The 25,242-nt window shown below is 58.6% G+C and carries 21 protein-coding genes; 10 read left to right on the forward strand and 11 right to left on the reverse strand.

Going from position 1 to position 25,242, the window contains the following annotated elements:
• Positions 1-24: 24 nt before the first annotated feature.
• Positions 25-2,151, reverse strand: coding sequence for an AsmA family protein (locus KUA11_RS10410; protein ID WP_217410328.1), 2,127 nt, complete (start codon positions 2,149-2,151; stop codon positions 25-27).
• Positions 2,152-2,411: 260 nt separating this feature from the next.
• On the opposite strand from KUA11_RS10410, the gene KUA11_RS10415 reads away from it, so the two are divergent.
• The 5 genes from KUA11_RS10415 (at position 2,412) to KUA11_RS10435 (ending at position 6,718) form a co-directional block, all read left to right on the forward strand.
• On the forward strand, positions 2,412-3,575 hold the full coding sequence (locus KUA11_RS10415; protein WP_217410329.1) for a bifunctional 2-C-methyl-D-erythritol 4-phosphate cytidylyltransferase/2-C-methyl-D-erythritol 2,4-cyclodiphosphate synthase: 1,164 nt from the start codon (positions 2,412-2,414) through the stop codon (positions 3,573-3,575).
• 376 nt (positions 3,576-3,951) lie between these two features.
• Positions 3,952-4,161, forward strand: a complete 210-nt coding sequence (locus tag KUA11_RS10420; RefSeq protein WP_217410236.1) for a hypothetical protein — start codon at positions 3,952-3,954, stop codon at positions 4,159-4,161.
• A gap of 138 nt (positions 4,162-4,299) precedes the next feature.
• The gene (locus KUA11_RS10425; RefSeq protein WP_217410237.1) at positions 4,300-5,394 is read left to right on the forward strand and encodes an acyl-CoA dehydrogenase family protein; all 1,095 of its coding nucleotides are present in this window, start codon (positions 4,300-4,302) and stop codon (positions 5,392-5,394) included.
• Positions 5,391-6,119, forward strand: a complete 729-nt coding sequence (locus KUA11_RS10430; protein WP_217410238.1) for a PIG-L deacetylase family protein — start codon at positions 5,391-5,393, stop codon at positions 6,117-6,119. Before KUA11_RS10425 ends, KUA11_RS10430 begins: the two co-directional genes overlap by 4 nt.
• The gene (locus KUA11_RS10435; protein ID WP_217410239.1) at positions 6,116-6,718 is read left to right on the forward strand and encodes an SAM-dependent methyltransferase; all 603 of its coding nucleotides are present in this window, start codon (positions 6,116-6,118) and stop codon (positions 6,716-6,718) included. The genes KUA11_RS10430 and KUA11_RS10435 overlap by 4 nt, the downstream gene beginning before the upstream one ends.
• On the opposite strand, the gene KUA11_RS10440 is transcribed toward KUA11_RS10435, so the two are convergent.
• The 5 genes from KUA11_RS10440 to KUA11_RS10460 all read right to left on the reverse strand — a co-directional run bounded on the left by KUA11_RS10440 (position 6,676) and on the right by KUA11_RS10460 (position 11,941).
• Entirely contained in the window at positions 6,676-7,839 is a 1,164-nt protein-coding gene (locus KUA11_RS10440) for a glycosyltransferase family 2 protein (RefSeq protein ID WP_217410240.1), read from the reverse strand. The two genes, KUA11_RS10435 and KUA11_RS10440, sit on opposite strands and share 43 nt — an antisense overlap.
• 108 nt (positions 7,840-7,947) lie before the next feature.
• Entirely contained in the window at positions 7,948-9,012 is a 1,065-nt protein-coding gene (locus KUA11_RS10445) for an aldo/keto reductase (protein ID WP_217410241.1), read from the reverse strand.
• Positions 9,013-9,019: 7 nt separating this feature from the next.
• The gene (locus KUA11_RS10450; protein ID WP_217410242.1) at positions 9,020-10,402 is read right to left on the reverse strand and encodes an amidohydrolase family protein; all 1,383 of its coding nucleotides are present in this window, start codon (positions 10,400-10,402) and stop codon (positions 9,020-9,022) included.
• Between the two features lie 223 nt (positions 10,403-10,625).
• The gene (locus KUA11_RS10455; protein WP_217410243.1) at positions 10,626-11,057 is read right to left on the reverse strand and encodes a DUF3574 domain-containing protein; all 432 of its coding nucleotides are present in this window, start codon (positions 11,055-11,057) and stop codon (positions 10,626-10,628) included.
• 41 nt (positions 11,058-11,098) lie between these two features.
• Positions 11,099-11,941, reverse strand: coding sequence for an NUDIX hydrolase (locus KUA11_RS10460; RefSeq protein WP_217410244.1), 843 nt, complete (start codon positions 11,939-11,941; stop codon positions 11,099-11,101).
• Positions 11,942-12,144: 203 nt separating this feature from the next.
• Between KUA11_RS10460 and KUA11_RS10465 the strand changes: the two genes are divergently transcribed.
• The 5 genes from KUA11_RS10465 (at position 12,145) to KUA11_RS10485 (ending at position 18,787) form a co-directional block, all read left to right on the forward strand.
• The gene (locus KUA11_RS10465; protein ID WP_217410245.1) at positions 12,145-13,977 is read left to right on the forward strand and encodes an ABCB family ABC transporter ATP-binding protein/permease; all 1,833 of its coding nucleotides are present in this window, start codon (positions 12,145-12,147) and stop codon (positions 13,975-13,977) included.
• A gap of 60 nt (positions 13,978-14,037) precedes the next feature.
• On the forward strand, positions 14,038-14,322 hold the full coding sequence (locus KUA11_RS10470; protein ID WP_217410246.1) for a hypothetical protein: 285 nt from the start codon (positions 14,038-14,040) through the stop codon (positions 14,320-14,322).
• A 185-nt stretch (positions 14,323-14,507) separates the two neighbouring features.
• Positions 14,508-14,810: a 50S ribosomal protein L28 gene (rpmB, locus tag KUA11_RS10475; RefSeq protein ID WP_166317253.1), complete on the forward strand. Its 303-nt coding sequence runs from the start codon at positions 14,508-14,510 to the stop codon at positions 14,808-14,810.
• Between the two features lie 196 nt (positions 14,811-15,006).
• Positions 15,007-17,091 carry an elongation factor G gene (gene fusA / locus KUA11_RS10480; RefSeq protein WP_217410247.1) on the forward strand — a complete coding sequence of 695 codons (2,085 nt, stop codon included), beginning with the start codon at positions 15,007-15,009 and terminating at the stop codon, positions 17,089-17,091.
• Positions 17,092-17,428: 337 nt separating this feature from the next.
• A complete protein-coding gene (locus KUA11_RS10485; RefSeq protein ID WP_217410248.1) occupies positions 17,429-18,787 on the forward strand; it encodes a pilus assembly protein TadG-related protein in 1,359 nt (452 codons plus the stop codon).
• An 11-nt stretch (positions 18,788-18,798) separates the two neighbouring features.
• On the opposite strand, the gene KUA11_RS10490 is transcribed toward KUA11_RS10485, so the two are convergent.
• The 5 genes from KUA11_RS10490 to KUA11_RS10510 all read right to left on the reverse strand — a co-directional run bounded on the left by KUA11_RS10490 (position 18,799) and on the right by KUA11_RS10510 (position 24,984).
• Positions 18,799-19,689 carry an EamA family transporter gene (locus KUA11_RS10490; protein ID WP_217410249.1) on the reverse strand — a complete coding sequence of 297 codons (891 nt, stop codon included), beginning with the start codon at positions 19,687-19,689 and terminating at the stop codon, positions 18,799-18,801.
• Between the two features lie 116 nt (positions 19,690-19,805).
• On the reverse strand, positions 19,806-22,022 hold the full coding sequence (locus KUA11_RS10495; RefSeq protein ID WP_217410250.1) for an amylo-alpha-1,6-glucosidase: 2,217 nt from the start codon (positions 22,020-22,022) through the stop codon (positions 19,806-19,808).
• A 155-nt stretch (positions 22,023-22,177) separates the two neighbouring features.
• On the reverse strand, positions 22,178-23,167 hold the full coding sequence (locus KUA11_RS10500; RefSeq protein WP_217410251.1) for a transglycosylase SLT domain-containing protein: 990 nt from the start codon (positions 23,165-23,167) through the stop codon (positions 22,178-22,180).
• 98 nt (positions 23,168-23,265) lie between these two features.
• Complete coding sequence (locus KUA11_RS10505) at positions 23,266-24,486, reverse strand: NADP-dependent isocitrate dehydrogenase (protein WP_217410252.1); 1,221 nt, start codon at positions 24,484-24,486, stop codon at positions 23,266-23,268.
• Between the two features lie 204 nt (positions 24,487-24,690).
• The gene (locus KUA11_RS10510; protein WP_217410253.1) at positions 24,691-24,984 is read right to left on the reverse strand and encodes a hypothetical protein; all 294 of its coding nucleotides are present in this window, start codon (positions 24,982-24,984) and stop codon (positions 24,691-24,693) included.
• Between the last annotated feature and the right edge of the window lie 258 nt (positions 24,985-25,242).

Below are 25,242 nucleotides of genomic sequence, written 5' to 3' on the forward strand. Positions count from 1 at the left end.
CGGAAGAGCCGTTTCCATGCGGCCTCAGTTTTTGTGGAGTTTCTTCTCCCATGCCGCCCGGATTTCTGCGGGCGTCATCGTGCGTTCCTTACTGGAAGCTTTCGTCTGCGTGGCTTTGACATGGCCATGCTGCACCGAATGCTGCGCTTTCTTCCCTTGTGAAGCGGGTTGTCCCTTCCTGGCGCCCGGGGGCACGATGCCGGAGGCTGGATGCGCGTTGATGGCCTGCACGGCAGCTTCACAGCGTGACCCTTTGCCTACGCCAAGCTGAATGGTCGGGAGAAGGGCGAGGGGCGGAAAGACAAAGCCCAGCCCGGCCGCGGCTGCCGCACGACCGATGATTTCGGCTCCCGGCATCACGCTGGGACTCTTGAGGGCGCCGGTGATGTTGAAGGCGCCCGGAAAGGACAGGATCGTCGGGCCGATCGAGCGTGTCGTCAGCGAGTAATCGATTGTGTTCTTGCGGAAATCCACGCTGCCACTTCCCAGTGTGCGGGTTTCCCTCGTTTCCAGAAGCAGGGTTTTCGTGTTCATCACCCCGTTGCGCAGCGGCATATCGGCCAGAAAACAGTCCACCGCCGTATGACTGGGTAGTCCAAGCGCGGAGAGAATGGCATTTCCGAGTTGCAGTCCAAGCGCTTCAGGCAGAAGGGCGGAGATATCGCCTCCTTCGCTGAGCACCAGCGTCAGGCCGCCATTGCCGTTGGCCACCAGTGAGGCAATGGAGTTGCCCGTAGAGGTCAGCGTGAAGTTGCCGCCGATGATACCGCCCTGCGCCTGCGTCTGGGTGGTGGTGCGCATGATGTGAGCGAGGTCGAGACGCGAGAAATCGAACTTCGCCTTGGTGGCAAAGCCTTTTTGGGCGGGTGTGAGCGTAGCGGCGGCACTGATGCTGCCTTTGCCGACGGCGAAAGTCAGGTGCTTGAGGTCGATGGCGCCGTCCTGCACCGCAAACTCGGTGTCGATGTTATCGAGCGGCAGACGCTTGTTCTCGATGTGATCGCCTTTGTAGGTGACATGCGCATTGATGGCGTTGAGCTTTGGCACGTTGATCGGTGTGTCGGGCAGAATGTTCGGATCTTTTGCCTCGGCCTTCTTTTCGCTTTGCGACTGAGGACCGGGCTTGCTCCCGATGAAGCCACCGAGATCGGCGATGTCCACGCGGTGCGAATGAAGTGCGGCCTCCAGCGTGGGCGGCTTGTCATGCGGATTGACGCTCAGCGTGCCATCGAGATCGCTGGACCCCATCCGGCCGCGGAAGTCGGAGAAGCGGATCAGGTTGGCCGTGTAATCGAGATTGCCGGTGATGTCATAAGGCGGCGTTTGCGGAATGGGGACACCGGTCAGCGGGTAGAGCAGCGACATATCGGGACCGAGAAGGTGCAGCTTGAGCTTGCTTCCCTTGAAGGCCAGCGGGTCGTCCACCGTTCCCTTGAGCGTGACGCGAGTTGCACCGTTGCGGACATCCAGATCGACCGGATAAGGGGTTTTAGCGTCCGTCAGGGACAGCAGGGCGCCGCCTATGAAATGTCCCTTGATGGCCTGCGCGGCATAGCGACCGGTGGTGTCGGCCACGATGGTCCCGCGATCGGTGTCGCTTTTGGGCGGCGTGGTGTGCAGGGCGGTGTCCATGTCGGCGCGCAGGATGTCGTCATGCAGGTGCACATGGCCGTCATTGATTTCCAGACCGCCGATGGATGAGGGAGAGAAACTTGATGCCCCCTTACTCTCCTCTTTCTTCGTTGATCCGAGCGTATAGTTGTTGGTGCCGTCCTTGCGGCGCTCCACGTCAGCCTGGGGAGTATCCAACCGGATGAGAGGGAGAAAAAGATTGCTATGCCAGAGCAATTTCCACATGTCGATTTCGGCTGTGGCATGCTCGGCGGCAAAGAAAGGCGCTTTGACGTTCGCAAAGGTTGTGGGCTGCTCACTCCGTAGCTTGTCCACAGTCACACGCGTAACGCGGCCCAGACGGACATGCAGGTGCTCGATGGTGGTGGGACGGCCCAGCGCGGCTGTCGCCTGACGGTTCACCAGTGGCACGAACCAGTCCCATGACCAGAAGATGATCAGCAGCACGAGAAGAAGAACGAACAGGCCAAAACCCGAGAGCGAATATCTATGGCGCTGGTAAAACGATGTGTCGCTCATCTGTCCTCGTCCGCTGGCCGAAGGCAGTCCCGCGACCATTGCTGTCATGTTTCTTTTCGCCCCATACGGCCGCGCCGGTTAGGGCAAGTCCCGTTTTCATGCGTCCCAATCCCTTGAGAAGCAAGAACATCTCAGGGCGCAACGCGGCATGGCGGGCCGAAGTTCCGGAAAACGAAACAGCTTTGGGTCAGCCGGGAAAGGCTATGGATACGTCGCGCTGTCTTGACGGGAGCCGCCCTACCGCCCATTCCTGCGCCATCATGCGTGTCGCCGCCATTCTCCTCGCGGCCGGGCTCGGCAGCCGTTACGCCGCCGCCACCGGCTCCACCACCGCCAAGCAGTTCATCACGCTTGGCGGTCGTCCTGTCATTCGTCACGCCGCAGAGGCGCTGGCCCCTCATGTGGCACTGATCCAGCCCGTGGGCGATCCCGCGATGCTGGAAAAAGCTCTAGAGGGCATGACCACTCTGCCTCCTATCCCCGGCGGCAAGGAACGTCAGGACAGTGTGCGCGCTGGTCTGGAAGCGCTGGATGCTTTGCCGGACGATCAGCAGCCCGATCTCGTGCTGGTGCATGACGGAGCGCGGCCCTATGTCCCGGCGCGTCTGATCGCGGAGGTGATCGCGGCTCTGGCCGAACATCCGGGAGCGATCCCGGCGGTGCCCGTCGCCGACACACTCAAGAAGGGCGAGAACGGCGTGATTGCGGACACGGTTTCGCGCGCCAACCTGTTTCGCGCTCAGACGCCGCAGGGCTTCCGCTTCCCGATTTTGCGCGACCTGCATCGTGCGGCGGAGGCAAAGGGCGACAACATGGCCACCGATGACGCGCTTTTGCTCGAATCGGCTGGCTTCAGCGTGGCGCTCACGCCCGGTTCCGAAGACAACATCAAGCTGACTTACGAGGAGGATCTGGTGCGCCTCGAACGCCTGATCGGCCCAACCCTGCTTCCGCGCACCGGCTTCGGCTACGACGTCCACGCCTTTGCCGAGGGCCGTCCGCTCATCATGTGCGGCATCACCATTCCGCATGATCGTGGTCTTGCGGGTCATTCGGATGCGGATGTCGGCATCCACGCTCTGTGCGACGCCATCTATGGCGCCTTGGCCGAGGGCGATATCGGCCGTCACTTCCCGCCCAGCAAGAACGAGTGGAAAGACGCTGACAGCGCCCGCTTCCTTGTCCATGCGGGGGAACTGATCCGCAAGAAGGGCGGGATGCTGGTGAACGCTGACGTCACCCTGATCTGTGAGCGTCCCAAGATCGGCCCGCATGCGCAGGCGATGCGGGAGCGTCTGGCTTCCCTGCTGGAAGTGGATGTGGACCGGATTTCAGTGAAGGCCACAACCTCTGAGCGGTTGGGTTTTACAGGACGTGAAGAAGGGATTGCCTGTACGGCGACCGCGACTGTTCTGGTGCCCTGAAGCGTGGGCAGATTGAAGTGGCGCATAAAATAAATTTTCGCTGCTTCGGTCCCGCTGTTTTGTGGTCTGGGCTTGCGTGTATTTTCTGCGCCGTGAGCGTCCATGTCGCGCGCTATTGGGCGCGAACATCCGATCAGGTCGGTTATTTTCTGGCAGGTAAGGCCTTTATCCACGGGAACTGGCGTCTGCATGGCTGGATGCTGATGCCTCCAGAATTTCTGGACATCGGATATCCCCCTGTCGGGGCTTTTGTCTGTGGCACGGGTAGGGCTGGGCCATTCACCTATTAGTCCTCTCCTCTGGCTGGCCTTTCAGCCAGCCAGTTCTATTGTTCTGTCTCAGTCGGTTTGGCGAAAAATCTGAAAACAGAGGACTATTGGCTCGTCTGGGAAGCGTTCTGCTCGCGATGGCGGTCCTCGCTCCCATGGCGATTGCCCTCAATCAGTCCATTGGTGGATTCGCCGTCGAGGCACTCAATCCGCAATTCGTGGTGGGCGTGGCAGGATATCGGCGGTACGCCCACTGCTCGACGACAGATAGGACGGTTCGTGATCCTGTGCTCTCAGCGCGCGTGACCCCTGAATAGAGAGGAAGAAAAAACACCCGCGACGATCACGGATCGGTCCGTTTTTCTGTTCTTGTGCAACCCATGTCCGTTTTAACGCTTTTCATGGGAAGGAAGTTTTTTCCATCTTCCTCCCCTTCCGAAAGGCGTCGCAGGACGATGACATTTCCCTTCGAAAGCCTCAGAGCCAGTCAGCCCGAACTGGAAGAGGAAGCCTCTGCGAATGATCGCGACGGCGGCTTCCCGGTTGCTGGACTGGCGCGACTGCGTTCGCTGGGCGGGATGTCGGCGGCCTTACCGCAAGCGCTTGGCGGTTTCGGCTTGGGGACGGAACCCAACAGTTCGACAGATTTGATGCGACTGTTGCGTCTTACGGGGGAGGGTAATCTTTCGTTGGGGCGGTTGCTCGAAGGGCATGTCAACGCCATTCGGCTGGTCTTTCGGTATGGGGATGCGGAGCAACTGCACCGGCTTGCGGCTGCCATCCACGATGGTGCACTCGCGGGCATATGGGTGACAGAAACGACGAACGGTGTGCGCATGACGCGGGTCGGTTCAACATATGCCCTTCACGGCGAGAAGATGTTTGCTTCAGGCGCGTTGCATGTCACCCGCCCTCTCATAACAGCCGAAACCACGACGGGTGAGACGCGGATGCTCGTTGTCCCGCTGGACGCCGCGCGAAAGGCCACGGAGTCCATCGGTAGTCTGTGTGGCATGCATGGCGCGGGAACTGGCACATGCAATTTCAGTGGCATGCATGTAACGCCGGACGCGCTTGTTGGGCAGGCAGGCGATTACCTGCGGCAACCCGAGTTCTCGGTGGGGGCGTGGCGCGGCATGGCGGTTGCCCTTGGTGGTATCGACCGGCTGGTCACATTGTTTCGTAAACAACTGGTAGCGCGCAGGCGTGAAACCAGTGCCGCGCAGAAGGATCGGATCGGTCTGGCTCTGATCGCCAAGGAGACGGCGGCATTGTGGACCAGAAGGGCTGCGTATGTGACGGAGGATGCGGTTCTTGATCCTGATGAGGCTGTGGCCATCGTCAACCTTGCTCGTATCGCCGTTGAACGGGCCGGGTTGACTGTCATTGAACTTGTGCAGCGAGGGCTGGGACTTTCGGCTTTTGTAAAGACCAATGTTGTGGAACGCATCATGCGTGATCTTGCTACCTATCTCAGGCAACCTGCGCCGGATGAGACACTGGCGGAAGCTGCTACGTATTTTACACATAACGAGTTTTCCCAAGCATGAAGGCAGGAGAGGCTCAGGCGCTTTTTCGTTCCCTGCCATTTCGTTCTCTTGACGAAATCGCACCCGGAAATGCTCTGATTCTCGCGCCTCATGCCGATGATGAAAGCCTTGGATGTGGAGGGTTGATCGCACATCTCTGCGCTGCGGGGCGACCGCCTCTGGTTGTGATCGCTACTGACGGCGTAGGCTCGCATCCTAATTCGCAGGCATGGCCTCCGACTCGTCTGCGCGCGCAACGTGAGCGGGAAGCGCGTGAGGCTACGGCCGCTTTAGGGCTGTCTCCCGATCGTCTCGTGTTTCTGGGACTTCCCGATACGGCAGCGCCTCATGAGGGTAAAGACTTTAACCGAGTTGTGTGGCAGTTGGTGCAGCTCGTTCACATTTATCGATGCGGTACGGTCTTCGTACCTTGGCGGCATGATCCTCACTGTGATCATGAGGCTGTATGGAAAATGGGTGTGGCGCTCAGCCGAGAGAGTACCGTTTCCCTATTCTCGTATCCAGTGTGGGGGTGGATGATTCCGCCGCATCTGGAACTTGGGGACGAGAAAATCCAAGGAGTGCGTCTGGATATTTCGGCGTTTGCTGCGCACAAGAAGCGGGCCATCCGGTTGCACGCAAGTCAATATGGAGATCTGATCGACGACGATCCTGAGGCTTTTCGTCTTCCAGAGCAACTTCTGGAGATTTTTGATGCGCCTTATGAGGTTTTTCTGTGCTCATGAGCAAGCAGAGCTGGGACCGCCATGTCTTTGAGAAACTCTATCGAGAGGATGCGGACCCATGGAAGTTCGAGACGAGCCCGTATGAACGTGAAAAATATGCGCTTACGCTTGAATGCATTGGTGTGGGGCCTTTTCAGACAGCACTTGAACTGGGCTGTTCAATCGGAGTCCTGACAGAGTGCCTTGCTTCGCGCTGCCACACGCTTCTTGCCGTGGATATTGCGGAAACGGCTCTCAAGCGTGCCGAAAAACGGTGTGGTAGCTGTAATAATGTTTCTTTCCTGAACGCTCAGCTTCCCCAGGAATTTCCCGTGCTTCCACAGGGAAGTCAGAATCTGATTCTGATTTCCGAGATGCTTTACTTTCTGTCACGTCCGGACATCGTGCATCTTGCACATGAATGTCTGTTTGTTTTGCAACCGAAGGGACGGATCGTGCTCGTTAACTGGACAGGTGAAACCGATACGCCTTGCACCGGCGACGAAGCTGCCGAACTTTTTATGGCGACATGTCGGGATCATGGTCTTGTATTGTGCTCCACACAGCGTTTTCCGACTTACCGGATCGATTGTCTCTCTCGAGAGTGCGTGACCGATTGAGGAGGGGGAAGCTGGAGAAAGCTTCTGGTAGATAGGGTATTTTTCGCGAGAAGGTTTTTGAGGATTGCTGTGGCTGCAGCGTGATGCTGCGTCAGTTCTGATCTTTTAACTCTTTGTCGGCGTAAGGCGGGACTGGCTCTTTCGATGGCCTCCCAAACTTGCCCAAAATAGGGTGCGTCAAGCCATGCGGCGATTTCAGTCGCTGTCAGCTCTAGGTGAGAAGCAAAAGATTGTAGCATCTGTAGGCCATGATTTGGGGAATATTCGTTCCATAATACTCTGAACGCTGAGCGTGCTTGTGCACGTTTCAGACACAGAACCGCAGGCTCCAGCGCATCGTCAAGCATTTCGTCCTGCTGATGTATGCGGCGGGCGATCGTCTCGGCCATGCCGCCTTGCGCACGTCCTGTCGTGCGACCCGAGACAGTGACCAAGACATCCGGTGCATGGCGGATGGGCATATCGATACGACGTAGCGCAGCCACGAAAGCGCGGTCTTCACTGGAAGGGACGGCCGGAATTCCCCCCACGCATTTCCAGGCGGAGACTCTCACTGCGATGCTGGCTCCTGAATGTTCCGTGTGACGTGGCCATGGATCGGCCGGATCGGGATCGGTCAGATGGTGGATGTGATCCAGCAGGGTGCCATAGGCGACTTCAGCGGCATCGTCGTCATGAAGGCTGGCAGGAATCTTTAGAGCGTCCACGGCGTCGATAAGGGCGCGGCCACAGACGACTGCCGCACCCGCTTTGAATGCTGCGAGAGTGCGTATCAACCAATCTGGAGTTACCGCGCCATCCGCATCAGTGGTAAAAAGAAGCCCTTCTGGTCCCACAAGATCCGCTGCCACTTCCATGGCTTCCCGACGGGCAGTGCCGGCATGCGCCCGTTCCAACGCATATTGCCGTTCCACAAGGGTGAGTGTGAAAGGTAGCGCAGGAGCCAATGACTGAGCGTGAATGAGGGTGGCGTCGGAGCAGTTGTTCAGCAGCAGGACAACATGATCGAAAGCTGCGCCTTCCTGCTGCGCCAATGCTTCTAGACAGGATCCGATGCGTTCTTCTTCATTCCGGACAGGAATAGCGACGGCGAGGGGAGGAATGAGAGAGCGGCGTGCCATAAGGGGATAGCACCTTTTGCAAGATGCTATCTGAACTCCTTACAGAACGGAAAGTTTCGTCAGAGATTGGACTGGAGTATATCCATCCGGAAGAACTCTGGCATCGTCTTACTTTTTCAGGAACGGCTCCAGCAACACCAGATCGGAGTCTGACAGACGATCAGCCGCCGTGGAGGCCTGATGCCAGTAAGGATAGAGCAGAGGCGGACGGCTGACCTTTTCCAGTTCCTCCACATCGTCTTCGCTCAAAACGAGTGTTGCGGCCTTGAGATTGTCCGTAAGTTGCGCGTCCGTGCGGGCGCCAACCACAACGCTGGTGACGCCCGGGCGCGTCAGCAGCCATGCCAGCGCGACCTGTGCGGGTGTCGCGCCTTCATGTCGCTCGGCCACTTTGAACAGCACTTCAATAATGTCGTAGAGCGCCTCCACGTCCCGCACGGGTGGCTCGTCCCAATGTGCGGCCTTGCGCGTGCCTTCGGGTTCCGGCTTGCCACGACGATATTTGCCTGAGAGCAGACCGCCCGCGAGCGGGGACCAGATGAAGGCGTCCACACCCTGATCGACGCCCAGCGGCAGCAGTTCGTATTCCGCTTCACGTGCCTGAAGCGTGTAATGAATCTGCTGGGCGATAGGGCGGATCAGGCCGGAAGCATCGGCGGCGGAGAGCATCTTCATGATGTGCCAACCGGAATAGTTGGACACGCCGAGATAGCCGATCTTTCCCGCGCGACGCAGATCGTCCATGGCGGCAAGGGTCTCTTCCACAGGCGTCTGCCCGTCCCACTCATGGCACCAGTAGAAATCGATGTGATCGGTTTTCAGGCGCTTGAGGCTGGCCTCACAAGCTTTCACGATATGGTGGCGTGAAAGTCCACGTTCGTTCGGGCTTTTGTCGCCAGTGGGGAAACGGACCTTGGTGGCGAGCAGAAGCTTGTTCCGACGCGCGGCATCCAACGCCTCACCGATGATCTCTTCGGACTCACCGGAAGAATAGATGTCGGCGGTGTCGAGCATGTTCACGCCCGCGTCCATCGCCATGTCGATCTGACGACGTGCGCCGGCCACGTCCGTATTGCCGGTCTTGGCGAAATTACCCTTGCCGCCGAATGTCATGGTGCCCAGCGTAAGAGTGGAGACTTTCAGACCCGAATGGCCAACAAGATGGTATTTCATCAGAGGATCACTCCTTTTCTTCTTCCTTGGGGTGGAGGAACTCGGCCAGCCCTTCGGCTTCCATGTCGTGCGACCACGTTTCCACTACGTTGTCGATTTCCGCGATGTTCTCGGCAGGATTTCCTTCGACCACCAGCAGATCGGCACGTTTGCCGGGGGCAAGCACGCCGCGATCGGAACGGTTTAGCAAGGCGGCCGCGTTGCCTGTGGCAAGGTGAATGGCCTCCAGCGGTGTGAGGCCCGCCTGCACCGTCAGGTCCAGTTCGCGATGCTCGGCCACACCGGGCACACGGAGCGGCATGGCGCCGCTATCGGTGCCGAAGCCGATCTTCACACCTGCATCATGGAGCGTTTTCAGGTTGCGAAGGTTCATGGCCAGAGAGGCGCGGGCCTCATCGGCCTTGCGGCCCACACGATTGGCGGCCTGCCATGCGGGATTGTCGATCTCGGCGGCCAGTCCTTTCGAGACGCCCAGACGCGCAAATGGCGTGAGCGTCCACGGTGCGCGGTTGGCCCAAGCCGTCGTCGCTTCATCGAGTTGCAGCGTGGCGATGTACCAGATGCCCTTGTTTTTGAGCGTCTGTACAAAATCGGCTGGCACGGGTTGATCGCGCACGCCATGAGCAAGGATGTCCGCGCCAGACGCCACCACAAGTTCGGCATCCGCCAAATCATGAATATGAGCCGCCACGCGAAGATTGTGCTTGTGACTCTGGTCTACCACGGTCGCGATGATGGCAGGTGACATCTTGACTGGCAGGGTGCCGTCGAAATCATCCACCCATATCTTGACCAGATCGGTGCCTTCCCGCGCCATCTTGTCCACATCCTTGCGGGCTTCCTCGACGGAGGCGGGACGGAAGAGCTGATCTTTGGCGACATTTACCGGCGGAGCGCCTTTGGGCACGCCGATGCCCTGATCGACACCGAACAGATCGGCGGGAAGCTGGCCTGCATGAGCGAGCCTGCGGAGTGGATCAAAGATTTCAGGCCGATTGTTGCCCAGCGCCGTGACGGTCAGCACGCCGTAACGTCGGAACTGCCCCAGTTCACCCTTGATGATGACGTCATTGTAGTTCTGCGGCCCAGTGGTCGCGCCATCGACCTGACCGACATGGCTATGATCTGAAATCAGGCCGGGCAGCACGGTATCCCCGTGACGGTCGAGAATCTTGGCGTTGGCGGGAGGCTGCACATTGGGACCGATGGCCAGAATACGGCCCTTTTCCATGACCAGCGTTGCATCTTCCACAGGCGGCGCGCCAGTCCCGTCGATCACGCGGATATGTGTGAGCGCAATGGGTTCGGCTTTCGCGTGCGAGGTGGCCAGAGACGTTGTCGCGGTCAGGATGCCGCCGATGAGAAGGGCCGTCTTGGTGTTGGGACGCATGGGGGCTCCTGCTTGGACCTGCCGGAAGGCGAAAGGGAATTGATGGCATGCCGGACGGCATTGTCGAGACCATGAATCAGCGTAGCTGCTTTCTTGCGGCGCTCTGCAACCTGACAGAGAGGAGGCGATGGCCATTTATGCTCTCGTATAAGCGGTCAATGATCGCTGAGGTTGCATGGTGTCCGGTCTGGGTAGAGCGATCGGACGGACCTGTTGCGCGTGTTCAGAAGGCTGAGCAGGCCGCAGCCACACTCACGCCCACCGATTGCTGGTCGAAGCGACTGCGCCATGCGGCCCGGATAGCTTCAAGACGTTGCGGGAGGTTGGTGGTGTCGGATGTGACAATCCACACCAGCCGCGACGGTTCGGACTGTATCGCGCCTGTTGTGCGCTCGCGCCATTGCCCCTGTGCCGGGAGAACAGTCAGGCCGTCCGGAAAACGCGGTGTGATGTCTGTGCGTAGAAATGCCTGCCACGCAGATTCTGGCACGGGGCTTCCATCGGAGCGCATCATGCCGAACATGAGCGTGACCTGTAGAGACGGTGCAGCATTGAGCACGGAGCATGTGCGGAGAGTTGGACGGGAAGCGCAGCCGGTCACGAGCATGAGAGCCAGACAGAGTGCTACACGACACAAGGAGGCTCGTGCGATCATGCGCAAAGAAGGAGGCTCGTGCGATCATGCGCAAAGAGAGATCACGCGTCTCCTGATAGACCTCGGCGCAGTGCGCGTCCCTCGGGACTGGTGGCATCGATCAGGCCTTCGCGTAGGAACAGATCGATCAGCACGAGATTGACGTTGAACTTGAACTCATCCGTGTCACGCACCAGCCGGACCACTTCCCGGATAGGGAGAAGCAGGAATTCCTCCACCTCGCCATCGGCGGGAACAGGCTGGAAGCTGTCTGGAAGAACAAGGTCGTAGCAGATGAGTTTGTCGCGTCGGAGGCCTTCAGGGCGTTCCATGCTGTAGCGGATGAGCGCCACTTCCCGGGCGTTTTCGCGCACCATGTCAGCGGGAAGACTGGCTTCCTCGGCTGCTTCCTTCTCGATGGCGACAGCGGGTGTCAGACCGGCGGGAACGCCACCGGCCACCAGATGATCCAGCTTGCCGGGGTCCAGCCGCTTGTCGCGGGCGCGGCGCCCCACCCACAGATGGAGGCCGTCTTCCTTGCGCACGAGCCCGTTGAGATGGACCCCCACACCCACGAAGCCCAGCAGCGGCAAAGCGCCACGGTCGATCACGCCCAGCGGGGGTTGCCCGTCCTGTGGCCCCCAGACGTCGAACAGTTCATCATGGGGGCGATAAAGTCCCTGAGAAGCCAGTATCTCGCCAAGGGATTCGAGGACGGAGGGATTGGGCAGGTCGAAGACGTCGCCCTTGCGCAGTCCCATTGCATCCAGCGCCGGGACGATTTTCGGGTCCGCAAAGCCTGCAAGCTGACCTGCGATATAGAAAGGGATGCGACGGCCGGGAAGGCTCGCGTTGTTGCAGGCCTTGATATGGCGCAGGAAACCGTTCTTGTCCGCTTCGGTCATGACCGTCTCTCAAAATTCGGGAGATATGCCTCTGTGGTCGTCAGTTGCCGGAGGCTTGTCCGGGCTGCGCGCGTTTCACTCCTACGGGCCGCGGCAAAAGCTGGCAATGGCGAAGGACAGGACGCACCATTACGTCTGTCGGCCATCTCGATGGTGTGAGGGGCGGGGTTGCAAATCGGGGGCAAGATGCCACATCGGACACGATGAGCTCGCCTCCCGCTTCCGCAGCCCCTCCGGCTGGCGTCACTTTTTCCCGCCTTCTTCCCTATCTCTGGCCCCGTGACGATCCACGGCTGCGGTGGCGGGTGGTCGGCGTTGCCATGCTGTTGGTGGCGGCCAAGCTCGCCACGGTGGCCATTCCCTGGCTTTACAGCCGGGTGGTGGATGCACTGTCGCAACCGTCTGGCGTGGCCGCGACACCCATTTTGCTGATCGTGGGCTATGGTCTCGTGCGCCTGATGGCGGCGGCGTTCAACGAGTTGCGGGATGCGGTGTTCGCGCCGGTGCGGTTCCGGGTGGCGCGCGATGCGGCCATGCGCAGTTTCCGGCACATGCACGATCTCTCGCTGCGGTTCCATCTCGACCGTCGAACGGGTGGTGTCACCCGCGCCATTGAGCGCGGGACGGAGGCGGTGGAGACGTTGCTGCGTATGGCGCTGGTCATCCTGCCGACGATACTGGAAGCGGTGCTGGTCATCGGCCTGATCTGGCGCATGTTCGACTGGCGCTATGCGCTGCTGATCTTTGGCGCGGTGGCGGCCTATGTGGGGTTCACTTTTGCCTTCACGTCATGGCGAATCGGCATCCGCCGTCGGATGAACGACATCAACAGCGAGGCGACGGGCAAGGCGCTGGACAGCCTGCTGAATTACGAGACGGTGAAGTATTTCAGCAACGAGATGCATGAGGCCAAACGCTATGGTGAGGCCCAGACCCGCTACGCTCGGGCAGCGGTCCATACTCAGTATTCTCTGAGTGCGCTTAATTTCGGGCAGGCGGCCATCATCGGTATCGCCCTTACGCTGGTCATGTTGCTGGCCGGGCACGACGTGGCGGCGGGACGACTGACGGTCGGGCGTTTCGTGCTCATCAACACTTATCTGCTTCAGCTTTATGCGCCGCTGAACTTCTTGGGTTCGATCTATTCCTCCATCCGCAATTCGCTGGTCGATCTGGAGCATATGCTCGGGTTGCTGGATGAGGCAGTGGAAGTGGCCGATCCTGCTCATCCGTTGCCTATCGCGGCCCGTCTGCACGATGCGCCGCCGGTCAGCGTAGAGTTTCGGGATGTGCATTTCGGCTATCGCCGGGATCGTGAGATCCTGCACGGCGTTAGCTTTACAGTGCCGCCGGGAAAGATGGTGGCCATTGTCGGCCCCACGGGCGCGGGTAAGTCCACGATCAGTCGTTTGCTGTTTCGCTTCTATGACACATGGTCAGGGCAGATTCTGATCGATGGTCACGATGTGCGTGATTATCGCCAAGCCGATCTGCGTGCGGCCATTGGTGTAGTGCCGCAGGATACGGTGCTGTTCAACGACACGATCGGCTACAATATTGCCTATGGTCGTCTGGGTGCGACAGAGGCCGAAATCGAACATGCGGCCCGGCTGGCGCAGGTGCATGATTTCATCATGTCGCTGCCCGAGGGCTATGCGACGCGAGTGGGTGAGCGTGGTCTGAAGCTTTCTGGGGGAGAGAAGCAGCGTGTGGCGATTGCCCGGACCATTCTGAAAGATCCGCGTCTGCTGATTCTCGATGAAGCGACCAGCGCGCTCGACACCCACACCGAACGCGAGATTCAGGCGGCTTTGGGGGCAGTTTCGGCCGAACGTACCACGGTCGTGATCGCGCACCGTCTTTCCACGGTGGTCGATGCGGACGAAATACTGGTGCTGGCGGGTGGTCTGGTGCGCGAGCGCGGACGACATGCCGATCTGGTGGCGCGTGGCGGTCTCTACGCTGCGATGTGGGCAGCGCAGGACGCGGGGCAAATGCCGGATGTTACGGCGGAGTCTGTGGTCCACACGGTCTGAAGTGATTGAAACTAGCACGTTTGTGGAGTCCGCACGTGCTTATGAACAGGGAGAACGGACATGACTGAGAAGCCTCAAGCCCCGACAGGGGATGCTGGAATGGACCAGATTTCGGAAGATCTGACCAAGTGCGCGATGGTGATTGAGCATGCGATCGATCATCTTCTGGAAGAGAACCATCCGCCGCTCTCCGTGGCGTCGGCTCTGCTGGGTGGTTCGTTGGGGTTGCTGTCACGGACGATGGATCGTGAGACAATCCTGCGGATTCTTGACAGTGCCGTGCAGAGTGTCGGCTCGGGAGATCTGGAAGACGCAGAGAAAGCCCGTCGCGCCGGAAGTGCCTGAAAAGCACCTCATCGCAGTCCTTGCATAGTGGAAAACGGCGGCTTGTCAGCCATGCCGAGCGTGTTTCCTTCCACTGTTTGCTTGACGGATGCGGGGGGCTCCGCCATAAGCCGCGCCTGATTGCATGGGATGAACGCCGGGGTGTGCCTCGGCCCTTTCCTGATTTATTGACCGAGGATAAACCGATGTCCCGCCGTTGCGAGATCACTGGCAAGGGTGTGCTGACGGGCAACAATGTCAGCCACGCCAACAACAAGTCCCGCCGCCGTTTCCTGCCGAACCTGCAGGAAGCCTCAGTACTTTCTGACATTCTGGGCACGTCCGTGCCTCTGCGTGTCAGCACGCGTGGCCTGCGCACGATCGAGCACAACGGTGGTCTCGACGCCTATCTGCTCGGCACGCCGAATCGCAGCCTTACGACTGAATCTCTGGTCCTCAAGCGTCGCATTCAGCGCGCTCAGGCCAAGAAGCAGGCCGCAACTGCCTGATATTCCGCCGGCTCAAATAGCGCCGGCATCCTGATCGCTCCTGCGCAAGCAGGGAAAGACGACGGCACAATATCCCGCTTTCCGCTCTGCCGGAGATAACGGGAAAGGGGCGCGGGGAGAGGTTTCTCCTGTCGCGCCCCGTGTGTCTTTCGCCTCAGACCGTTTCCTGGCCTTGGCCGTTTTCCGGAGAAGCCCCGTGTCCGCCCAGTCCGACCTTTCAAAGATCCGTAATATCGGGATTACCGCGCATATCGACGCGGGCAAGACCACGACGACCGAGCGCATTCTGTACTACACGGGCGTGTCCCATAAGATCGGCGAGGTCCACGAGGGCAACACCACCACCGATTACATGGCCCAGGAGCGTGAGCGCGGCATCACCATCACCTCCGCCGCCGTGACATGCGTGTGGGACGATCACCGCATCAACATCATCGACACCCCGGGCCACATCGACTTCAACATCGAAGTAAACCGTTCGCTCCGCGTGCTCGATGGCGCCATCTTCATCATCGAAGGTGTGGCTGGTGTGCAGCCGCAGTCCGAGACGAACTGGCGTCTGGCGGATCGTTACAATGTTCCCCGCATCATCTTCATCAACAAGCTCGATCGCACGGGCGCTGATTTCTACTATGCCTTCAGCACGCTGAAGGAGAAGCTCGACATCGTGGCGATTCCGCTTCAGCTGCCGATCGGTGCTGAAGAGAACTTTGTCGGTGTAGTCGATCTGGTCGAAATGAAGGCCATCGTCTGGGAAGGCGGTGAACTGGGCGCCAAGTTCCACGATGAAGAAATTCCGGCTGATCTGAAGGAAAAGGCTGCCGAGGCCCGTCAGAACCTGCTCGATACCGCTCTGGCCGTCGATGATGCCGCCATGGAAGAGTATTTCGAGAAGGGTGATGTTTCCGTCGAAACCCTGAAGAAGTGCATCAAGAAGGGCACGCTGTCCGGTGAGTTCCGTCCGGTTCTGTGTGGCACCGCGTTCAAGAACAAGGGCGTGCAGCCGCTGCTCGACGCCGTTGTCGACTATCTGCCGGCTCCGAACGATGTCGAAGGCATTCGTTGCGCTCCGCCGGAAGGTGAGGAAGAATCCGATGCAAAGGATCTGCCGATCATCCCGGTTGACCCGAATGGCAAGTTCGCTGGTCTGGCCTTCAAGATCATCAACGACAAATATGGCACACTGACCTTCGTGCGCGTTTATCGTGGCGTGCTGAAGACCGGTGACACCATCCTCAACACCACCAAGGGTCACAAGGAGCGCATCGGCCGCATCTATCAGATGCACGCCGACAAGCGTGAGGAACTGACCGAGGTGCATGCTGGTGATATTGCCGCGTTCGTGGGTCTGAAGGACACGCAGACGGGTGACACGCTGGCTGATCCGGCTGATCCGGTGGTTCTGGAGCGTATGAGCTTCCCGGTTCCGGTTATCGATCTGTCGGTCGAGCCGAAGACCAAGGACGCCGTCGAGAAGATGACGCTGGCTCTGCAGAAGCTGGCGGGTGAAGATCCTTCGCTTCGTCTGAAGACCGATCAGGAAACGGGCCAGACCATTCTGTCGGGTATGGGCGAACTGCATCTCGACATCATCGTTGACCGTCTGCGCCGCGAATATGGTGTGGACGCCAATGTCGGTGCTCCGCAGGTGGCTTATCGCGAGACGATCACCAAGACGCACGTCGAGACCTATACCCACAAGAAGCAGTCGGGTGGTTCGGGTCAATTCGCCGAGGTGAAGATCGAATTCGCGCCGCATGATGGTGAGATCGAGTTCGCGAACAAGGTCGTCGGTGGAACGGTGCCGAAGGAATACATTCCGGCGGTGGAAAAGGGCATTCGTGTGCAGGCTTCCAGCGGTGTGCTGGCAGGCTTCCCGACTGTGGACTTCAAGTTCACGCTGCTTGACGGCAAGTACCATGACGTTGACTCGTCCGCCCTGGCGTTCGAAATCGCGGCCAAGGCCTGCTTCCGTGAAGGCATGAAGAACGCCGGTCCGGTGATTCTTGAGCCGATCATGGATGTTGAAGTGACCACACCGAACGATCACGTTGGTGACGTGGTGGGCGATCTAAACCGTCGTCGCGGCATGATCCAGAGCCAGGAGACGTCTGGCTCCACGGTCATGGTGCGTGCTCAGGTACCGTTGAAGGAGATGTTCGGCTACATCTCGCATCTGCGTTCGATGACGAAGGGGCGTGCATCGTTCACGATGCAGTTCCATCATTACGATCCGGTTCCGCGTAATGTGGCGGAAGAGATCATGGCGAAGTCTGCCTGATCTATTTTACCTGCTGAAGTTCTTGAAAAGGCCGTCCTGTAAGGGGCGGCCTTTTCTTGTGGTGGAAGAGGAATTGAATTTCCATATTGCGAAGGTCGCAGGCAGATATTTTACGATGTGAGTTGTTGTATCGAATTGTAATAATAAATATAAAATTAATAATTGTATAGGTAGAATTACATACGTATTGGCGAGGGTCTTTATTGGACGGCACCTCTCATGTGTAGAACTCGCTCAAGAAATACGTTTTGTTCCCTTTTTCCGAGACAAATGCCGAGTGAGTAAAGTCAGGAAAATCTTTCGGCGTTTCTGCAAAGACAACGATGGAAGTATTGTCGTGATGGCAGCTCTTTCCATCGTTCCTGTCATGATCGGTATAGCTGTCGCAGTGGATCTCGGTTCTCTGGTGACGGCACGCTCTCACCTCCAGTCCCTTGCTGATGCGGCGTCTCTTCAGGCGACGAAAGCGGCCAACGATTATCTCGTTTCCAACCCCGGAACTTCCAGTGTGACAGGGGCACTCGCGGCGGCGCAGACTGCGGCTCAGGCTTCTGTCACAGCGAACGCCGCTGAGAGCGGTATTTCTCCAGCACCCGTTCCGAGTGTCACGTACAAGTCTCTGACATCCTATTCGGGTAGTGTCACAGTCTCACTTTCGGAGACATCTCCCTCATATTTCAGCGGTCTCATTTCGTCTGGAAATACCACTATTTCCGTGACATCCACGGCAACGATGGCGGAAGGTAATTCCTATATTCAGGTGCTTTTCGTTGTCGATATTTCCAATTCGATGGGCGTGGGAGGAACGACAGCGGATATTACGGCATTAGAAAACGGTAGCGGTCAGTGTGCGTTTGCCTGTCATGATCCTTCCGGCTATTCCGCAGCGACGAATTCCTGCAATCCGAGTTCTGCGTCATCGACGTCCCAAAGACATTCTCATGCTTCCACTTTACCGTCCTGCGACACCCGCACGACGGCGAAGGCAGAAGGCATAAATCTGAAAATCGATTACGTAAATCAGGCTGTACAGACCTTTATTTCCGAGCTTCAATCTTATGCACAGGATGACCGTACCCATATCACAGTAGGTATCGACACATTCGGAACGAATTTCACACAGGTATTGGCGCCGTCCACCGATCTAAATAATGCGGCAACGGTTGCGGCGGCCATCGATCTGGAGGACGCAACACCATTGGCAAACGCCAATGACAATCCCAACCAGGGAAGCACGAATTATAGCGTCTACAATTATGGTTACACCAAAACCAGTGTGGCTCTTCAGCAGGTTCTTTCGGGACTTTCTAACGTCGGGGACGGCTCATCGGCCAGCAGCATGAAGACCTATATCATTTTCCTCTCCGATGGAGCGGAGGATATATTCGGATCTACAGCCTGGCATCGCATCGTGGATGTGAATTACAGCACATTATGTTCGCAGTTAAAAAGCGGGAATGTCAGAGTTTTTTCCATATGGGCGCCGTATTACGCCATTCCGGGCGACAGCCAATACCAGGCTCTTGTTGAGCCTTTTGCTGGAACTGGAAGTGGCAGCATGCAGGGAACAATGGAGGCTTGCGCCACGAGTTCTGCGGATTACTTCGAGGCGAACGACGGCCCTGCGATCCAGCAGGCTTTTTCCACGACTTTCGATTCGATCATCAGCGATAGCGCATTGCATCTGACTCAATAGAGACAGGATCGTCAGGGCGGAGGAGGTGTTCGGCCACCACCAAGTGTAGAACCCAGTGAAGCGATCACGATAGCCGCAATGCCCAGCCAACTTGCCAGAGGCAGATGCTCGTTGAGAAACGTCATGCCCATGATTGCGCCAATGGCGGGTTCGGCACTGGTGAGGATGCTGAATTGTCGGGTGGAGAGACGCCGGAGTGCACACATTTCGAGAGAATAGGGAATGGCACTTGAGAGGGCTGCGAGAATAAGCGCGGGAAGAAGAAGGGCGGGGGTAAAGAGAGCTGTTGCTGTGCGCGTCGCCGCCATGGGGAAAACGGCAGCGGCGCCGACAATCATGCCAAGCGCCGGAGCCTCCGATCCGCAGATATGTCCGGCTTTTCGGCCTGTGACGATATACGCGGCCCAAAAGACGCCTGCGCTCAGTGCAAAGAGGATGCCGCGCAGGTCCATATGCGTTTGCGTGATGATATCGCCTGAATGCAGCGGGACCAGAAGGCCAAGACCCATAGCGGCACAGGCCACCCACAAAAGATCGTTCCAGTGTCGGGAACTGAGCAGCGCGAGGGTCAACGGTCCGAGGAACTCCAAGGCAATACCGACACCCAGTGGGATGCGTTCGATGGCAAGATAGAAGCAGAGATTCATGAAACCCAAAGACAGGCCATAGGGAAGCGCCGCGCCCAGTTTCCGCATGGACAGACGGATGCGCCAGATACGCATCGAGACAGCCAGCATGAGGGCCGCGAACGACAGACGAAGCGAGGTCGTGCTGGTTGCGCCGATCAGTGGGAACAGAGAACGGGCAAAAATAACGCCGGTCGTGATGGAAACCATCGACAGCAGGACAGCACCCATGGGGAGGATTTCGGAAGGAGCAGTGTGGGAAGAGGTGCGGTCCATGACTCGTGGCCTGTGTGGCAATGAGGGACCGCACCCTAAGGGAGGAGAGCCACGATGAGGACTGTTTTCCTTGTCTTTTGTGAATGTTTCTTGGGCTTTGAGTCAGGAATGTCACTCTAATTCGTGATGCGCAGGAGAATGGAGCGGGAGCGTTCGACCACATTGATCGCCACTTCGTCTCCAGCGCGTACGATGCGGGCTGTTAGCGCTTCTCCCCCCACAGCGAGGTTGAAGAGAGTCAGTTCCCGCAGGCTTTCCGGCAGGGTGGGGCGGGTGAATTCCACCGCGACCTGTCCGGGATCGTAGCGAAGTCCCAGCACCGCCTGAAGAGCGGCGGGAAGAGCGGCGGCGGCCCATGCTTGGGGTGAGCAGGCCACAGGGTAGCGCACCGGTCCTTCCGAGCGGCTGCGGGTAAAGCCGCAGAACAACTCCGGAAGGCGGCGCAGATCGCTGTAAAGTGCTGCATCGATCAAACCTTCGAACACCCGCGAGGCTTCTTCCCGGAAGCCATGGCGTGCCAGTCCCATGGCGATCAGGGCGTTATCGTGAGGCCATACAGAGCCGTTGTGATAGGCCATCGGATTGTAACGTGCTTCCCCCTCGGGAATGGTGCGGATGCCCCAACCGGAAAAGGAGCGCCTGTTCATCAGGGTGCGTACAAGGCGACGCGCACGCTCGGCTGGCACCATGTCGGTCAGCAGGACATGTCCTGCGTTGGAGGAGCGGACGGCACATTGCTGTTTTCTGCCATCGAGAGCGATGACATAGGTATCGATGTCATCGTTCCAGAATTTCAGATTGAACGAGACTCTCAGGGCATCGGCGCGTTCATCCTGATGCGCGGCGTAAGCGGTCTGACCAAGGCGCCGGCCGATCTGAGCGGCAGCGCGGCGGGCGGCGTAAACATAGGCCTGCACCTCACACAGGGCGATGGGGCCTTCCGCCAGTGTGCCATCGGCGTGAAAAATGCTGTCGTGGCTGTCTTTCCAGCCTTGGTTGGTCAGGCCGTCTTTGTTGCGACGGCCATATTCCACGAAACCGTCTCCATCGCGGTCTCCAAACCGCTCGATCCAGTCGATGGCGCGCGCCACATGGGGCCAGAGATGGCTGAGTGTGCCAACATCTCCTGTTCGCTCCAGATACGCGCCAGCCAGCATGACGAAGAGCGGCGTGGAATCGACGGAGCCGTAGTAACGGCGAAACGGCACTTCACCGAGTTCCGCCATCTCGCCCAGCCGCACTTCGTGCAGAATCTTACCCGGTTCCGCATCTGCTTGCGGGTCTTCTCGATCGGCCTGATTGGCGGCCAGATAAAGCAGAACGCCGCGTGCGATGAGCGGGTCCAGCCACAGGGTCTGGAGTGCGGTGATCAGGCCGTCACGACCAAAAACCGTGCTGTACCAAGGGATGCCGGCGTAAGGATAAAGCCCCGTCTTCTTCTGCGTCACCAGCATGTAGATGTCACAGATGCAGCGTCGGATGGCCTCGTTGAAGACTTCGTTCGAGGTGGCAATCGCCGTTGCGCGCGCCGACATCGTGCGCAGGGAGCGTCGGGCAGCTACGGCGCTGGAGAGGAAGGCCCTGTTGGGCGGTTCGCTCTGCGTTTGTGGTTCGGGGTCGCACTGGACTTCGATATGAAGGAGCACTTTCTGGCCGGGATCGATGGGAAACTCGAAGGCTGCGTGATCGCCGCGTAACGTCGTTGGCTGTGGGCAGAACACGATGCGGGTGGTGCGGACCCGATCATCGAGACCACGGCATGAGAGCGTGACGGTGTCGCCCTCCACTTTGGGTTCGGCGCATACGCCGTGACGCGCTCGTTTCATGCCGCGGGCTTCGAACAAGTCTGCAAAATCGGCAAAGAAGCGCAGGTCGCAAGAGATTTCGTGTCTTTTTACATCGAAATTACGGATTTCAATGCGTTCGAAGCACCGGCCATTCCACAGAAAACGCGAGCGGAGGACGTGCAGCAGATCATGGTCCAGCGAAGTGCCGTCATTGAGAACAATCGTCTCGTTGGTCAGGTTCACAGACAGCATGATGTTGTTTTCACGCACGACCGAAGACAGCAGGACCGGTCTCTGGCCACCGAGCCGGAAGATCAGGCCCGAGAGATAGCGAGTGTCGCGGTAATACAGTCCATCGGCAATGTCCTGTCCCCAGAAGATATCTCCTGTCTGATCGAACACTCCGAACAGATCGCCTGATTTCAGTGCGTGGATACGACGGCTCGACAGTACGGAGGAGCCGATGCGTGTGAAGATGTCGTCGTGAACGGCCGGGGCAGGCGTGGTCGTGGGGTTGGGCTGGTCCGTGTCGAGTGGGGTGTTCATACGGCGCTCCTTGCTGACACGGCGGCGCGGAACATCACCCGATCAGGGGGGAAAGATGTCCCGGCAGCAGGATGGCATGGAGTCCAACGCACGAAGCGCACAATCGTGGCGTGCGCATCTGGAAAACTTCTTGTCGTGCGAACGGAGGCAGATCTTCAGTAAGGAGCGGGGTTGATCATGGTCTGACGGATCATGTGGACGGGATTTGCTCGGTAAAAAGCCAGCGAGCGTCCACTTCCTCCACTCGGCAACGATGGGCGGGAAGGTGGCGGAGAGTAGCCATGAATGCCGGGATGGAGCGAAGAAGTGCTGGGACCACCACCTCCTTGTGGTGACTGGCCCCCTTGTGCGGCAAGGGAAGCCGCTGATCCGGCAGCTGTCTGATAGGCGGTGACAGGCGCGCTCGTCGGGGCGGTAGGGGCGATGGGATGGAAGCTTCGGCCCATGACCGGATGAGTTCCCGGTTGCGTAGGCGTATTGGGAGTGGCCCATGATTCCAGCACTTTCCATTGATAGGCCGTGCCGATATCGGGAGTGAAGGAATGATAGGCCGCCGCTGCACGCGGCCAACTGCCGGTGCGCGCGAAAAGATCGGTCAGGAAGCGGGCGGCATAGGTCGCATTCGTCATGGGGTCGAAAGCTGCTTCCAGTGAGGGAAAAGCATCGGCATGCTGGAGCAAATTGACCTGCATGCAGCCGACGTCGATGGACTTTACCCCCCGGCTTTGCAGAGCGTGCACAGCGTCGATGGCCTGCTGGCGCGTTTCGAAGGTGTACCCTTTGCCCTCAGCGTTGATGGTCCACGGCCACGGCACCATTTGCCCACCCACCCGTCGTCCGCTTTCCACGCGTGCCATGGCGACAAGGAACTGATCGGGGATGCGATAGCTACGTTCCGCCGTCAGGGCTGCGCGAATGCAGGCCATCCCAGCGCCCGGATCGATAGGAAAGGCGTTTTGCGGTGTGGCGGGGGCGTGAAGGAATGCGGCAAGCTGTTGCGCGGGATCAGGCGTGCCAGAGGGCAACGGTTGAGGGTTCTGCGGAGCAGAAGCCGCCTTGAGGGGCAGAAGCGGGAACGCGGCCCCCCACGCACATGCTGGGATACCGTATGCGGAGAAGGCCAGTAGGAAAAGGGTGCGGCGCATTATCCCGGAGGATGCGCCGATTTTTTTAATTATGCGTTACAGCTAATGGATCGAACCGGGAACGTGAGGTTTCTTTCACGTTCCCGGGTGTGTGCATATCAGGCTGTCTTGAGGGCGGCCTGGAGCCGCTGATCCAGCACATCGAGGAACGGCTGAGTGTCGAGCCATTTCGTGCCGTTGCCGACAAGAAGGGCAAGATCCTTGGTCATCTGTCCGGCTTCAACGGCTTCCACACACACGCGCTCCAGCGTATGCGCGAAATTGACCACATCGGGTGTATCATCGAAGCGTCCACGATAGGCCAAACCGCGTGTCCAAGCGTAGATCGACGCTATGGGGTTCGTGCTGGTCGGACGGCCCTTCTGATGCTCCCGGTAATGGCGCGTGACCGTTCCGTGCGCGGCTTCCGATTCCACAATCGTGCCGGTCGGGTCGAGCAACACGGAGGTCATCAGGCCGAGACTGCCAAAGCCCTGTGCCACGATGTCGCTTTCCACGTCGCCATCGTAGTTCTTGCACGCCCACACATAGCCGCCTTCCCATTTCAGGGCACTGGCCACCATGTCGTCGATCAGGCGATGCTCGTAGGTGATGCCGAGCTTTTCAAAGTCGGCTTTGAATTCCCTGTCATAGATTTCCTGGAACACATCCTTGAACATGCCGTCATAGGCTTTGAGGATCGTGTTCTTGGTCGAGAGATAGACAGGGAATTTACGGTCACGACCGTAGCTGAGGGAAGCGCGGGCAAAACCCTCGATCGAAGCGCGGGTGTTGTGCATGCCGAGCGCGACGCCCGGTCCTTTGAAATCATGCACATCCAGAACCAGCGGCTCGCCGCCGTCATCGGGCACGTAGTTCAGCGTGACCTTGCCGGGGCCGGGGATTTTGGTTTCCGCGGCACGATAGATATCGCCATAAGCGTGACGGCCGATGACAATCGGCTTGCTCCAGTGTGGTACGAGACGCGGCACATTGGAACAGATGATCGGTTCGCGGAAAATGGTGCCATCGAGGATATTGCGGATCGTTCCGTTCGGAGAGCGCCACATTTTCTTGAGGCCGAACTCCTCCACGCGCGCCTCGTCCGGCGTGATGGTCGCGCATTTGACGCCCACACGGTACTGCCGGATGGCCTCGGCTGCCTCGACCGTAACTTTGTCATCGGTCGCATCGCGATTCTCGATGCCAAGATCGAAGTATTTCAGATCGATATCGAGATAGGGGAGGATCAGGCGGTCCTTGATGAAGTGCCAGATGATCCGTGTCATCTCGTCGCCATCAAGCTCGACGACGGGATTCTTGACCTTGATTTTCGCCATGAGACCCTTGCTCCCCATGAGGTGTAATGGTCATGTCGCAGCGGATGCGACATGAGGAACAGCGGGCACTATCACGGGCCGAAACCGGTCCCAATCGGGTTCGTATTCACATTCATGATAGGTGAGATACGAACCTTGTATGGGGCTGAAACGGCCTTGCATCACACATGCGCGAGACGCAAAAGGCCGTTGTCGAGGTGAGGTTCAGAAGCTGCCGCGTGTGTTGCCGGTGCGGACAGCATCGCCTTCACACATGTAGCGCCCGTGACTGGTGGCTCCATACCAGAAGCTGCCGGGCACATGATAAACGTGGGTCTGCGTGTTGACCCAGACTTTCGTGCAGGCATTTTCGTTTGCGGTTTCTGTGGCCTGTGTGTCGGAGACGTGCGTGGTCGTCGCGTGTTCGACCCCACGGTTACCCTGACTTTTCAGATCGTGAGCCAAGGCCCCGGTCGTCAGGAGCGTCAAAGCGCACAGCGAACCCAACAGACGTTTCATGCTTGCTCCTCCAGTTTCTTGAAGATGTTCGAACTGTGCTGGAAGAAGCTGTTTGAAAACAAGTAACGCTTGCGTCAGGCATGTGCAGCGATGTGTGGGGTGTAATGAAAATATCGTGATAGGTGTAATGGTTGTAAATATCATGTGACTGTTGAGGAGTGCTCACGTTCTGTTGTGAGGAAATACTTATTTTAGACTTAAATTCATGAAGCGGCAGAAGGGGCATGATGATTGGCCATGTGTGCCTTCCGGACGCTC

This window comes from Acetobacter estunensis (assembly GCF_019083805.1).
In the GTDB taxonomy this organism is placed as follows: Bacteria; Pseudomonadota; Alphaproteobacteria; order Acetobacterales; family Acetobacteraceae; genus Acetobacter; species Acetobacter estunensis_A.